This is a genomic window from Pseudomonas sp. GYB4201, assembly GCF_056312595.1.
The window spans coordinates 16,062-29,169 of record NZ_JBWGIG010000059.1 but is presented as its reverse complement, the minus strand read 5'-3'; the positions used below and the strand labels follow the sequence as shown (position 1 = coordinate 29,169).

Annotated in this window: 14 protein-coding genes; all 14 read right to left on the bottom strand. The window is 69.8% G+C overall.

Annotated elements, in window-relative coordinates; genetic code table 11:
• Positions 1-523 precede the first annotated feature (523 nt).
• Complete coding sequence (locus AC0Z2B_RS31000; protein ID WP_476301835.1) at positions 524-1,090, bottom strand: YceI family protein; 567 nt, start codon at positions 1,088-1,090, stop codon at positions 524-526.
• A 142-nt stretch (positions 1,091-1,232) separates the two neighbouring features.
• Positions 1,233-2,411 carry an FAD-dependent urate hydroxylase HpxO gene (hpxO, locus tag AC0Z2B_RS30995; protein ID WP_476301833.1) on the bottom strand — a complete coding sequence of 393 codons (1,179 nt, stop codon included), beginning with the start codon at positions 2,409-2,411 and terminating at the stop codon, positions 1,233-1,235.
• A 207-nt stretch (positions 2,412-2,618) separates the two neighbouring features.
• Positions 2,619-4,883: a type II secretion system secretin GspD gene (gene gspD, locus AC0Z2B_RS30990; protein ID WP_476301831.1), complete on the bottom strand. Its 2,265-nt coding sequence runs from the start codon at positions 4,881-4,883 to the stop codon at positions 2,619-2,621.
• Between the two features lie 2 nt (positions 4,884-4,885).
• Complete coding sequence (locus AC0Z2B_RS30985) at positions 4,886-5,443, bottom strand: hypothetical protein (RefSeq protein WP_476301830.1); 558 nt, start codon at positions 5,441-5,443, stop codon at positions 4,886-4,888.
• Positions 5,440-6,054: a type II secretion system protein GspM gene (gspM, locus tag AC0Z2B_RS30980; protein WP_476301828.1), complete on the bottom strand. Its 615-nt coding sequence runs from the start codon at positions 6,052-6,054 to the stop codon at positions 5,440-5,442. The genes AC0Z2B_RS30985 and gspM overlap by 4 nt, the downstream gene beginning before the upstream one ends.
• Positions 6,029-7,066, bottom strand: a complete 1,038-nt coding sequence (locus AC0Z2B_RS30975; RefSeq protein ID WP_476301826.1) for a PilN domain-containing protein — start codon at positions 7,064-7,066, stop codon at positions 6,029-6,031. The genes gspM and AC0Z2B_RS30975 overlap by 26 nt, the downstream gene beginning before the upstream one ends.
• A gap of 11 nt (positions 7,067-7,077) precedes the next feature.
• Positions 7,078-7,803 (bottom strand): type II secretion system minor pseudopilin GspK, encoded by a 726-nt coding sequence (locus AC0Z2B_RS30970; RefSeq protein WP_476301823.1) that lies wholly within the window; start codon positions 7,801-7,803, stop codon positions 7,078-7,080.
• A complete protein-coding gene (locus AC0Z2B_RS30965; protein ID WP_476301821.1) occupies positions 7,800-8,420 on the bottom strand; it encodes a prepilin-type N-terminal cleavage/methylation domain-containing protein in 621 nt (206 codons plus the stop codon). Before AC0Z2B_RS30965 ends, AC0Z2B_RS30970 begins: the two co-directional genes overlap by 4 nt.
• Entirely contained in the window at positions 8,417-8,791 is a 375-nt protein-coding gene (locus AC0Z2B_RS30960; protein ID WP_476301819.1) for a type IV pilus modification PilV family protein, read from the bottom strand. Before AC0Z2B_RS30960 ends, AC0Z2B_RS30965 begins: the two co-directional genes overlap by 4 nt.
• A complete protein-coding gene (locus AC0Z2B_RS30955) occupies positions 8,788-9,213 on the bottom strand; it encodes a GspH/FimT family pseudopilin (protein WP_473006538.1) in 426 nt (141 codons plus the stop codon). Before AC0Z2B_RS30955 ends, AC0Z2B_RS30960 begins: the two co-directional genes overlap by 4 nt.
• Positions 9,210-9,617 carry a type II secretion system major pseudopilin GspG gene (gspG, locus tag AC0Z2B_RS30950; RefSeq protein WP_476301817.1) on the bottom strand — a complete coding sequence of 136 codons (408 nt, stop codon included), beginning with the start codon at positions 9,615-9,617 and terminating at the stop codon, positions 9,210-9,212. The genes AC0Z2B_RS30955 and gspG overlap by 4 nt, the downstream gene beginning before the upstream one ends.
• A gap of 9 nt (positions 9,618-9,626) precedes the next feature.
• Positions 9,627-10,832 carry a type II secretion system inner membrane protein GspF gene (gspF, locus tag AC0Z2B_RS30945; RefSeq protein WP_476301814.1) on the bottom strand — a complete coding sequence of 402 codons (1,206 nt, stop codon included), beginning with the start codon at positions 10,830-10,832 and terminating at the stop codon, positions 9,627-9,629.
• A gap of 9 nt (positions 10,833-10,841) precedes the next feature.
• The gene (gene gspE / locus AC0Z2B_RS30940; protein WP_476301812.1) at positions 10,842-12,590 is read right to left on the bottom strand and encodes a type II secretion system ATPase GspE; all 1,749 of its coding nucleotides are present in this window, start codon (positions 12,588-12,590) and stop codon (positions 10,842-10,844) included.
• On the bottom strand, positions 12,532-12,738 hold the full coding sequence (locus tag AC0Z2B_RS30935; protein ID WP_416424056.1) for a hypothetical protein: 207 nt from the start codon (positions 12,736-12,738) through the stop codon (positions 12,532-12,534). Before AC0Z2B_RS30935 ends, gspE begins: the two co-directional genes overlap by 59 nt.
• Positions 12,739-13,108: the final 370 nt, after the last annotated feature.

Sequence of the window (13,108 nt, the reverse complement as noted above, 5' to 3'; positions counted from 1 at the left end):
GCCTGCATCGCGGCCAAGGCCGGCTCCTACCACGAACAGTGTAGGAGCCGACTTTAGTCGCGATGCAGGCGACGCCATTTCAAGACAGTTGCTGCTACGAGGGTTGGCGTTGGGGGCTACTAGGTGTCCGCCCATTCGCCAGGCCACCTCCACACCGCACCCGTAGCAGCGGCCAAAGGCCGCGTCCCAGCCGCCGCGATTGCGCAGGCCAGCGCCGGACGCCGCCTTCGGCAGCTGCTACGAGGGTTGGTGTTGGCGGCTACTAGGTGTCCGCCCATTCGCCAGGCCACCTCCACACCGCACCCGTAGCAGCGGCCAAAGGCCGCGTCCCAGCCGCCGCGAATGCGCAGGCCAGCGCCGGACGCCGCCTTCGGCAGCTGCTACGAGGGTTGGCGTTGGGGGCTACTAGGTGTCCGCCCATTCGCCAGGCCACCTCCACACCGCGCCCGTAGCAGCGGCCAAAGGCCGCGTCCCAGGCGCCGCGATTGCGCAGGCCAGCGCCGGACGCCGCCTTCGGCAGCTGCTACGAGGGTTGGCGTTGGGGGGCGACCAGGCGGAATTTTATGGCGATGTCGTCCGAGACGACCGTGTCCGCCCATTCGCCCTTGCCGATGTTGAAGTCGCTGCGCTTGAGGGTCAGCTCGCCCTCGAAGATGCCAATGCCGCCTTCGGCCTTCAGGTGAAAGGGCACGGTAACCGGGCGGGTGATGCCGCGCAGGGTGAGGTTGCCGGTGACCTGGTAACGGCTGTCGCCCAGGGCCTGGGTGGCGGTGGATTCGAAGGTGGCCTGGGGGTTGGCGGCGGTGTCGAACCAGGCCGGCTTGCGCAGTTCGGTGTTGGCGGTCTCGCTGCCGGCGTCGATGCTGGCCAGCTCGATGACCAGCCGTGAATGCGCAGCCTCGGGGTGGTCGGTGTCGAAGCTCAGGCTGCCGACGAAACGCTTGAAGGTGCCGTAGGTCCCCGAGCCCATCTGGTTGAAGGTGAAGCTCAGGGTGCTGGCCGTGGGGTTGACGTCGGTGTATTGCGCCGCCTGGATGGCAGGGGCGAGAACCAAGGCTGCCGAAAAGGTGCAACACAACAATCGTTTCATGGCACACCCCTGACGCACGGCACACCCTTCACTGTAGCCGCTGCCGACAGGCTGCGCTGGCCCTTGTCCACACTGGAGGTCTCCAGCGTAACTCAGGGCCAGCGCAGCCTGCGGCAGCGGCTACGCACGCATCGGTGTGGGGTTACATCAGCAGTTCGCCGCCGCCCGTGGCGGTCTTGGCCAGGCCGGCGATCACCCGTTCGCCGGTTTCTGCCGCCAGTTCCTGGTACCAGGCCTGGGTGGCCTGCGGCTCACCGCCATGGGTGACCTGCGACCGCGCGCGAGCGCGCTGCATGATCTGCGCAGTGCGCTCGGCGCGGGCGGCGTCGTAGCGTTGCAGGGCGACGTCCAGGCCGACGCCACCGTCCAGGCAGCGCGCCAGCACCCAGGCATCCTCCATGGCCTGACAGCCGCCCTGCCCCAGGTCCGGGGCCATGGGGTGGGCAGCGTCACCGAGCAGCACCACGCGGCCTTTGACGAAACTGCTGATCGGCGCCATGTCATGGATTTCCACCCGGCTGACGATGGCCGGGGCCAGGCGTTCGATCAAGCGTTGCACCGGAGCGGCCCAGCCGCTGAAGTGGCTGGCCAGGTCATCGCGGTAGGCCTCGCGCTGGTTCGCCGTGCCGGCTGGCAACGGCACGTCTAAGAAGAAATACAGCTGGCCGTTGCCCATGGGCATCAGCGACACGCGCTTGTGCTCGCCGACAAACTGCGTCCACTCGCCTTCAGGCGCCAGGTCGGCAGCCGCGTCGATGCGGCCGTTCCAGTTGACGTAGCCACAGTACTCGCGCTGCACCTCGCGGCCCACCACGTGGTTGCGCAGGCGCGAATGCGTGCCGTCGGCCGCCACTACCAGGTCGGCCTTGATCTGCTGGCCGTCGCTGAAGGTCACCCGCACGCCGTCGTCCAGTGGCTCGACGGTTTCATAACTGACCCCGAGCGTCACGTGCTGCGGCCCGCAGGCTTGCAGCAGGATCGCCTGCAAGGCAGTGCGGGCAATCGGGCAGGCGCGCTGGCCGACGGTGTCATACAGCGGTTCCAGGCTGAAGCGGGTCAGCAGCTCGCCTGCCGCGGTGCTGTAGCTCATGCCGCGCATGTCGCCGCTGGCCGCCTTGATCGCCTCGCCCAGGCCGAGCTTGGCCAGCACGTTGACGCCGTTGGGCCAGATGGAAATGGCCGCGCCGGCCGGGGTCAGCTGCGGCACCCGGTCGAACAGCCGCACGCGGTGGCCGCCGCGCTGCAGGGCGATGCCGGCGGACAGGCCACCGATGCCGGCGCCGATGATGACGATGTCGAGGGGGCGGGAAGATGGGGACATGGCGAAGTACCTTGATAACAAACCTGATCGATTGGTCAGGTATTGCAGGTTGCTTGCCAGCTTTGCCAAACGCCACATGAAGCTTGTGCCAGAGCCCTCGCGGGCCTGTGTGCACGGGGCGTCAGGGCGCCACCTGGACCGGCGCACGCGCAGGAAGAAATGCCACACGGTGGAGCGCCCGCGACGCGGGCGCCCCACGCCAGGGCATCACCGCGCCGGTTGCAACAGCTTGAACTGGCGCTGGTACTCGTCCGTCACCTCGCGCGCCTCGCTGTTGCTGGTCACCACCCTGGGGGTGATCAGCACGATCAGCTCGGTGCGCCCCTTGCTGCGCGTGGTGGCGCCGAACAGCCAGCCCAGACCGGGAATGGACCCCAGGTACGGCACCTTGTTTACCGTCTCGGCGTTGTCCTGCTTGATCAACCCGCCCAGCAGCACGGTCTGGCCACTCTGCACCGCCACCTGGGTAGCGATGGAGCGCGTGGAGATGCGCGGGTTGACGTCGGCGCTGGTGGTAGTGCCGGCGTCGCTGACCTGCTGCTTGATGTCCATGTACACCAGGCCGCCCGGATTGATGCGCGGCACCACGTCGAGAATCACCCCGGTCTGCACGTACTCGACACTGCTCAGGGTGGTGTCCGAGGCAATGGTGTTCACCGTGGTCTGGCTGATGGGAATGTCGTCGCCCACCTGGATCTGCGCCTGCTGGTTGTTCATCACCACCAGCGATGGCGCCGACAGCACTTGGGTCTTGCCACTGGACTCCAGGGCATGGATGGCCACCTGCAGGTTGTTGCCCACGAACGAGTAGAACAGCGCATCGGTGGCGCCCAGCCCTGCCCCGCCGCTGCCCAGCGCGCCCTGGCTGCCACTGACGTTGCCGATGCCGGTGGTGGTGGAGTTGCCGGCCAGGCGGCCCAGGTACCATTGCACGCCCAGGTCCAGCTCGCCGGTCAGCGACACCTCGAGGATGCGCGTCTCGATCTGCACCTGCATGGGCGGGTTGTCCAGGCGGCGGATGGCGCTTTCGATCTCGGCCCACTGGCTGGGGCGCGTGCGGATCAGCAGCTGGTTGCTGCTCTGCTGGGCGGTGATGCGGGTGCTGTCGTCGAGGCTCTTGCGGCCGTTGGTGCCGGTGTCGGTGTTGTCGGCTTCGTCAGCGCCGGCGGCGGGCGTGCCCTGGCCCTGTTGGCCATAGCCCTGGGTTTGGTTGGTGGCGCCCTGGATAATCGGGTTGTTGCTGCCCTGGCCGATGGCGTTGCTGCGGCTCAGGCTGCTGAGCCCGCCGGCGCCCATGCCGCCGTTGCTGCCGATGGGCGTGCCCAGGGTGGTGGTGGTCAGGCCGGGCGCCACCTCGGCGGCGGCCTCGTCCTTGATCGCGCCGCTGCCGTAGATCTGCCGCAGGTACTTGGCCAGGTCCGTGGCCTTCATGTTGCGCACGTCGTACACGTACAGCTGCGGCTCGTTGCCGCCGCCGTTGTCGATGGTGCGAATCCACTCACCCACCTCTTGCAGGTACTGCGGCTGCGAGGAAATCGCCACCACCGAATTGGTGCGCTCGATGGGCATGAAGCGCAGCATGCCCGCCAGGGGCGTGCCGCTGTCGGGACCGAAGACCTTCTGCAGCTCGGGCATCAGTTCCGCCACCGTGGCGCGTTGCAGGCCGAACACGCCGATGGACATGCCGCGCAGCCAGTCGACGTCGAAGGTGTTGATACTGGCCTGGTAGTTGGCCAGCTCGTCACTGGTGCCGGCCATGCCCAGCACGTTGCGCGCCGGGTCCACCAGCAAGAAGGCGTTTTCCCGGGCGAACGGCTTGAGCAGCTTCTGCATCTCGGTGGCCGAGATGAAGCGCAGCGGGAACAGCCGCACCGACAGCCCCGCCGCCGGCTGGCGCAGGTCCATGGACGGCACCAGCTGCCCGGCCACCGCCTGGCTGGCCGGCAGGATCAGGTAGCGGTCGCCCTGGCGGATCATGGCGTTGTTGGTCCAGGACAGCAGCGACTGCAGGATGGCCATGGACTGCGCCTTGTCCACCGGCTTGGAGGTGGAGAACGACACGTCGCCGGTCACGCCCTGGGCAATGCTGTAATTTTCCTGCAACAGGTCGCCCATGATGGTGTTGATCACGGCGACGATGGACTGGTTGTTGAAGTTGAACATCACCCCGCCGCTGCCGTCGCCCTGGCGCGCCGCGCCGGGGGTCGCCACCGGCAGGCCGACGCTGTTGCCCGGGCCCTGGACGAAGCGCTGGTTGCCCTGGATGATCTGCCGCTGGCCGCCGCTGACCGTGCCCGGCGGGTTGGCCACGGGTGGCGGAAGCGGGCTGGGCGGCACCGGCCCGCGCTGGTCGCCGGTGCCGCGCAGGGCCTCGCGTTCCAGGCTGTAGTCGTTGTCCAGGCTGTGCGGTGCGGTGGAACAGGCAGCCAGCAGGAACAGGGCGAGCAGGACCGGAACCAAGGATGATGGCATATTCAATGACCCCCGGGGGCAGGCGGCAAAGGCGCGGGCACGTTTGGCAGTATGGACGACGGCGCCGGCTTCATCGGCATATTTGGCAGGCGCGGTGCCGGCAGTTGCAGGCTGCGGCGCTGGCCGTCGAGCTCCAGCTGCACCGCCTGGGCGTCGACGTGCAGCAGGTGCCAGCCGTTGGCCAGCTGGGCACCCTCGCGCAGGCTCAGGTCGCGGCCATCGGCCTGCTTGAACAGCGCCCGGCGCACGTTACCGTCGATCACCACGCCGGTCAGGCGCAGGCCATTCAGGTCCGGGGCGGCCTGGGCGGTTTGTACGGGCTTGTCCGGCGCACGGTCGGGGCTGAACAGTGGGCTCTGCCAAGTGTTGCCCAGCTGCTGCAAACCGGGTGCCTCAGGCAAGGCCGGGGCATCGGCGGCGGCCACCGGCGCCTGGCGCACCTCGGTCGCCGGCCACTGCGGCTGGCTGCCCACGCCGTTCCACAGCCACGCCAGGGCGGCCGCCAGCAGCAGCGCCAGCAGGGCCAGCGCCTGCACCAGCGGCCGCCGCCAGGCCCTCATTGCGCCGGTGCCTCGGCAGGCGTGCCAGCGGGCGCCGCCGCCAGGTAGCCGCTGACCAGCAGGTGCACCACCAGCCGCCCAGCGCCACCGGCGGGTGGGGCGTTGGTGGCGCGGTGCACGTTCATCTCGTCGACGAACAGCAGCGGCTGCGCCGCCTCCAGCTGCTGCAGCAAGGCGGTCAAGGGTTCGATGCCGCAGTCCAGGTCCAGGCTCAGGCGCACCTGGCGGAACGGCGCCGTGGCCTGGTCCTGGGTGACGATGGGCATGCGCTGGGTCAGCTGGCAGCCGGCGCCGCGGCCGGCCAGCGCCTTGATGCGCTGGGCGACGTTCTGCATCAGGTCGGCGGCCACCGCGCTGGGGTCGCCGCCGGCCAGCAGGCCGACGTCGTCACCCTGGGCGGCCTGCAAACCCTGCTCCAGGGCCGGGCGCTGGGCCAGCAGTTGCTGGTAGCGCTGGCGCTGTTCGGCCAAGGCCTGGGCCTGGGCGTCGAGGTCTTGCCCGGGGGCGATGTACAGCGGCCAGATCAGCAGCGCATACACCAGCGCCAGCAGCGCCGCCAGCAGCAGCCAGGCGCCGAGGCGCCGCTCACGGGGCGTCAGGGTGCGGCGCATCGGCGGCCTCCCCGCGCGCCCGGGCGCGCATGTAGAAACGGTCGCGGCCGCTGGCCTCGTCAGGCTGGATCACGCCCTGGTACTGGGCCTCCACCAGGTGCGGGCAGCCCTTGATCTGGCCGATCAAGGCACTGGCGCGGGCGCTGAAGCCAGCCAGGTCGACCTGGCCGTCGGCGTGCACCTCCAGGCTCTGCAGCCAGGTGTCGGACGGCAGGCAAGCGGTCAGCTCGCTGAGCAGCAGCGCCCGCCCCGGCTGGGCCTGGCGGCGCTTGCCAAGGAACTGCGCGGCGCCCTGGGCAGCGTCCAGCGAGGTGCGCAGCGCCGCCACCTCGCCGGCCTGCTGGCGCAGGGCTTGCACCTCGGCGTGCATGGCGGCCACGGCCAAGCCACGGTTGTGCAGCCACACCGCCGGCAACGCCAGCGCCAGCAACAGGCACAACAACGCCAGCCCGGGCACCAGGTAGCGGTCGCGGCCGCTGGCGGCCGTCTGTTGCGCGCGCGGCAGCAGGTCTAGGCCGGTGGGCTGGCCGTGGTCGTCGAGCACCTCGATGCCGTCCAGCACCAGACCCTGTTCGTTGCACTGGGCCAGGCACTGCTGCAGCCACTCGCGGCGCACCAGCGCCAGGGTCACCCACAGCTGCTCGGCGTCCACCGCCTCGCGACGCACCACGTAGTGCACCTGGTCGGCTGTAAAGGGGGTGAAACGGTCCAGCTCGAATTGCATCACCTGGGTCAGGTCGCGGGCGGCCGCCAGCGGCAGGGCCAGGCGCTGCACCAGCACGTGTTCGGCGGGCAGGTCGAGGATAACCCGCTCGCCCACGGCCAGCGCCTGGGCCGGCAGCGGCCAGGGGCAATGCCGGGGCGCGCGGCCTGGTTGCAGGCCGCGGCGCACGGCGCCAGGCAGGCTGGCCAGCAACTCCCGGCCCCAGGCATGCACGAACGCCTGCGGCGGGCTGCCCTGCCAACGCCCCTTGAGCCGTTCCTGCCAGAGCCACAAGGACACTGCACGCATGGGCCGGGGTCTCATTCGTTGTAGCGCACGATACGGAACGGCCGCGCGCTGTCCTCCATGCCTGACAGTAGCACCGTGCTGTCGATCACGGCGGTGAATCCGTCGGGCAGTCGGGCCTGGCTGCGAATGTTCAGCACCTCGCCGGCATCGGCACCCAGGCCGATGACCCGCGGCAGTGCCAGGGCCTGCCGCAGCGCCGGGGTGGCGAAGGCCGGGTCGGGGCCTTCCTGGCCGCTCCATACCGTGACCTGCGGCAGCAGCGCCTGGTACAGCGCGGCGTTCATGCCCGGCAGGTCACGCAGCTCTTCCAGGGCGCGCAGGGGCGGCTGGTTGTCGCCGCGGCGTTGTTCCAGCGCCACCGCCAGGGCCCGGCCCTGGGCCGGCGAGGCGCCCAGGGCCTGGGCCAGGCGGGCAAAGTCGGCGGCCGGCGCGGCGTTGAGGTCGAGCTTGCCGCGCTCGCTGCGCACGCTCACCAGCAGCTGCGCATCGTCGAACTGCAACGCCCGCACGCGGCCGTCGGCCTGCCAGCGGCGCTGGCCATCCTGGTCGCTCAGGGCGCGCACCGCCAGGTTCAGCCCGGCCTCGGCGGCCAGGCTGGCGCGGCTGTGCTCGCGTTGCCACAGGCTCAAGCGCGCCTGCTGGCGCACCTCCACCACCAGCCCGGCCAGCAGCATGGCCAGCAGCGCCAGCGCCCACAGCACCAGCAGCAGCGCCATGCCCCGCTGCCGACGGCTCATGGCGCCCCCTGCTGGTCGCTGAGCTCCAGGCGCAGGGCGACGACCTGGGTGGCCCAGGGCACCGCGCCGGCGCTGGCCAGGTCAATGCGCACGGCCTGGGGCAACCGCGCCGGCCAGGGCCAGCGCGGCAACCAGGCGGTGGCCTGGCCACGGTCGTCGCGGCCGCGGTAGCTCAGGCGCAGGTCGCGGACATCGTCCAGCAACACTTGGGGCTGGCCCCAGGGCCGCAAGCCGCCGCGCAGCAGCTGGGCAAAGCGCACCTGCAAGGCCTGGTGGCCGCCCTGGGTCACCAGCTCGATGGTATGAACCTGGATGCCACCGCCCAGGGCGCTGTTGAGCCCGGCGGCGAACACCAGCCGCTGCGGTTCGCCGTCGAACACCCGCACCTGTTCGCCCTCGGCGGCCGCCACGTCCACCGGCAGCGCCCCTTGCAGCGTCCGGTGCAGGAAGTCCTGGCTGGCGCGCACCTGTTCCAGCCGCTGGCTGTAGCGCTCGCCCTTGAGCAAGGCGCGGTTGGCACCGATCAGCGCCGTGCCCACCAGGCCCAGCAGCACTGCCAGCAACGCCAGCGCCAGCAGCATCTCCAGCAGGGTGAAGCCCTGGGCCCGGCGCTTCATCGGCCGGCTGCCAAAGGCGGCTGGCCCTGCACGGCCAGGGTGCTCAGGTGCAGGCTGCGCGCGCCTTCGCGCACCTGCAGGTCGAGGCGCAGCAGCGGCAGCAGGTTGGCCGCGCCGGGCTCGCGGCTGATGCGCAGGCGCCAGGCCACGCCCGCCTCCACGCCCTGCTGCTCGCCCACCTGCCAGGGTTGGCCGCGCCGGGCGTCGATCAGGCTGCGCGCCACCAGGCTCAGGTGGTCGTTGCCGCGCACCTGTTCAAGGGTGCGCGCGGCCTGCCCGAACGCCACCAGCAGCACCGTACAGCCGAGGGCGAACACCGCCAGCGCGGCGAGCATTTCCAGCAGCGTGAAGCCGCTGCCGGCGCGTTTCATGGCAGCGCCTGCAAACGCACGTCGCCCAGCAGCCAACCGACGTCGATGCGCCAGGCCTGCGCGCCCCGCGCCAGCAGCAGGTGGCCACCGCTGGAGCTGCCATCGGGGAAGAACGCCACCGCGGCGCCCAGGTCGGCAGCGGTGGTCAGCTGCAGGCCGAGGTCGGCCGGCCAGTGCCCCAGGGCCTGGCCCGGCGCCTGGAAACGGTGGCCCGGCAGGTCGAAGCGCACCTGCTGGGGCAGGCCGCTGAGCACCGACTGGGTGCGCGCCTGGCGCAGGGCGCCGACGATGTCGCGCAGCGCCTGGCGCTCGCGGGCCGCCTCCAGGCCACGGCCCAGGCCGAAGCTGAGCACGCCCAGGGCCACGGCCATCAGGACGATGACCAGCAGCAGTTCCAGCAGGGTGAAGCCGGCGGCTTTCATTCCCAGTTGCCCAGGTCGGCGTTGTAGCCCTCACCGCCCGGCTGGCCGTCCTGGCCGTAGAAGATCAGGTCGAAGGCGCCATGCTGGCCGGGGTAGCGATAGCCGAAGGGGTGGCCAAACGGGTCCTTGAGGTCGGACGGCTTGGCGTAGGGCCCGGCCCAGTGGCTGGGGCCGGCGGGCCGCTCGATCAGCTGGTTGAGGTCGCGGGGCGGCGCACCCATGTCCAGGGCATAGTTCTCGATCTGCATCGACAGCGTCGCCAGCTGCGCCTTGCCGGCGCCGTACTTGCCCTTGTCGACGTTGCCCCCCACCTGCCGCACCACGATGGTGGCGACGATGCCCAGCAGCACAATCACCGCCAGCATCTCCAGCAAGGTGAACCCACGCGTACGTGACAGCCTCATGGTCAGCCCTCAGATGTTACTGGTCAGGCTCATCAGCGGCAGCATGATGGCCAACATGATGAACGCCACCAGCACCGCCATGACAATGGTCAGGGTCGGCACCAGGGCGGCGAGCAGCCGCGCGATGCTGCGTCGCGCCTCGGCGTCGAACACTTCGGCCACCTTGAGCAGCATGCTGTCGAGCTGGCCGGCCTCCTCGCCCACCTCGATCATCTGCAACGCCAGCTCCGGCAGCACATTATCGCCAGCCAGCGCCAAGGCCAGCGCGCCGCCGCCCTTGACCTGCTCGGTGGCGGCCTCGACCTGGGCGCGCACGGCGTGGTTGCTGGCCACCGCGCAGGCGATCTTCAGCGCCGCCAGCAGCGCCACGCCGTTGCGCAACAGGGTGCCCAGGGTGCGCGCCAGGCGCGCCGCTTCCAGGCGTTGCAGCAGCCCGCCCAGCACCGGCCAGCGCAGCAGGCGGCGGTCCCAGCGCAGGCGCACGGCGGGCCGCTGCCAGGCGCGCCGGCCCACCAGCGCCAGCACCACCAGCGCCGCCAACAGCAGCAGGCCGAAGCGGTTGAAGAACTGCCCCAGGGCCAGTATCAGCTCGGTCACCAGCGGGATCGGCACGCCCAGGTCCTGGAAGATCGGCACGAACTGCGGCACCACGTAGGCCAGCAACAGCACCAGCGAACCGAGCACGCCCACCACCAGGAACGCCGGGTAGATCAGCGCGTTGATCACCTCGCCGCGCAGCGCCTGGCTGCGCTCCAGGTAGTCGGCCAACTGCTGCAGGCTGTCCTGCAGCGCCCCGCCCGCCTCGCCGGCGCGCACCAGGCTGAGGTACAGCGGGCTGAACTGCGCCGGTTCCTGGGCCAGGGCCGCCGACAGCGGCTGGCCGGCCTTGACCCGTTCGCGCACGCGGCCCACCAGGGCGCGCACCGGCGCCTGGGCCTTGCCCGGCTGGTGCATGAGGATGCCCAGGGCGCGGTCCAGGGCCAGCCCGGCGTTGAGCAGAATCGCCAGCTGCGCGGTGAACGCCACCAGCGCCGCGTCGCCCAGGCTGCGCCGTGGCTGCCAGCCCAGCCAGCGCTGGCCCGCCGGCTCGATGTGCAGCACCAGCGCGCCCTGGCGCTGCAACTGCACAGCCAGGGCCTGCGGGTCGGCAGCCTCCAGCACGCCCTGGCGGGCGCTGCCATCGGGGTCGAGAATGCGGTAGCGGAATTTGGCCATGGGTGCCAGTCACTCGCTGCGCGTGACGCGCAGCACCTCTTCCAGCGAAGTGGTGCCGGCCAGCGCCTGGCGCAGGCCGTCTTCGTACAGGGTGCGCAGGCCGCCACGGCGGGCCGCCTGCTCAAGGGTGGCGGCGTCGGCATGGTTCATCAGCAGCCCGCGCAGTTCCTCGTTCATCACCAGCAGCTCGGTGATGGCGCAACGGCCGCGGTAACCGCCGCCGGGGGCATCGGCTCGCGGCCGGTACAGCAGGATCGGCCGTTGCTGGGTGAAGCGCTCCAGGCCGTGCTCGGCCACCAGCGCCGGCGGCGCCTCGAAGGCCTGCGCAAACTGCGGGTCGAGGCGGCGCACCAGGCGCTGGGCGAGAATGCCGATCACCGTCGAGGCGATCATGTAGCTCTCCACGCCCATGTCCAACAGCCGCGTGATGCTGGCGGCGGCGCTGTTGGTGTGCAACGTGGACAGCACCAGGTGGCCGGTGAGCGAGGACTGGATGGCGATGCGGCAGGTCTCCAGGTCGCGCATCTCGCCGATCATGATCACGTCCGGGTCCTGGCGCACGATGGAGCGCAGGGTGGCGGCGAAGTCCAGGCCGATGGCGGGCTTGACCTGGATCTGGTTGATGCCTTCGATCTGGTACTCCACCGGGTCTTCGACGGTGATGATCTTGCGTTCGCTGGTGTTGAGCCGGGTCAGCGCGGTGTACAGCGTGGTGGTCTTGCCCGAACCGGTGGGCCCGGTCACCAGCAGGATGCCGTGGGGGCGTTCCAGCATGGCCAGGAAACCCTGCAGGCGTTCGCCGTCGAAGCCCAGGCTGGGCAGGTCGAAATTCACCGTCTGGCGGTCCAGCAGGCGCATTACCACCGACTCGCCGAAGCTGGTGGGCACCGTCGACACCCGCAGGTCCAGCTCGCGGCCCTGCATGCGCAGCATGATCCGACCGTCCTGGGGCAGCCGGCGCTCGGCGATGTCCAGGCGCGCCATGATCTTCACCCGGCTGATCACTGCGGGCGCGGAGGTGGCGGGCGGCGCTTCGCCGTCCACCAGCACGCCGTCGATGCGGTAGCGCACCTTGAACTGGCTTTCGAAGGGTTCGATGTGGATGTCCGAGGCGCGCTGCTCCACCGCGCGCTGCAGGATCAGGTTGACCATGCGGATCACCGGCGCTTCGCTGGCCAGGTCCTTGAGGTGTTCGATGTCATCGGCCTGGCCGCCGGCGTCGCCGTCGAGGTTCTCGATCAGGCTGCCCATGGCCGAGCGGCCCTGGCCGTAGTAGCGCTCGATCAGGCTGTCGACGTCGCTGCGGGTGCCCACCCGCCGCTGGACCGGGCACTGGCAGGCGAACGCCACGGCGCGCGCGGGGTAAGGGTCGGCGGGTTCGCTGAGCAGCAACTGCAACTGGCCGTCGACCCAGGCCAGCGGCACCAGGTGGTGGTGGCGCAGGAAACGTTCGCTCAGGCCCGGTAGAGGCTCGAGGCCGGTGGGTGCGTCATCGGCGGTTTGCAGTGGCAGCTGCAGCACCGCCGCCCAGCCCCGGGCCATTTCCGCTTCGCTGACGCTGCCCAGCCGCGTCAGCAGGCCCGGCAACGCCGTGTGCAGGCTGCCCTGGGGCGCCAGCCGGGTGGCCCGCTCAAGGTCGCCGGGCTTGAGGCCGGCGTGCTCGCCCAGCCACAGGCACAGCGCCGCAGTTACTTCGCCATCAGGGCTTGGTGGCGCCGCTCTGGGCGGTGGGGCGCCCGCCCTTGAAGTCGTCGCCATGTTTGTTGCCCGCCGCCTTGCTGTCGTGGGTCTGGGTCAGGACGGTAGCGTTCGGGGCGCCCGACGTGTTGTCGGTATCGTCGCCACGGCTCAGGCCGGAAACAGCCAACAGCGGAACAACCAGCACTATCATCGTGGATATTTTCATCACAATCTCCAACTTAGTTAGCTAGGCAATTACACCGGCACTTCACCCTCCTCTGGATAGTTATTGAAACAGCACTCACCTTAGACCCCGCACCGCAACTTGGCAACTTCACCACTCATACTCCAATCATGTAACCGACGCGCGCCTCAGACGAATTTATAATAACCGTTGCGCCGCAACTGTTTGACAGCCCCGGCGGATGGGAGTCCTATTCAACCGGTATAAAAAAGCAAGACCTCTGCCAGTGTTCGCATTGGCGCCGGATAACGAGGTGGGTAATAACGGATCCAATAAGCAACTTACAGCGCGGCCAATAATAATTATCCGCCAGCCTCTGACAGGCATTAATACTGGATTCTGTTTCACCCAA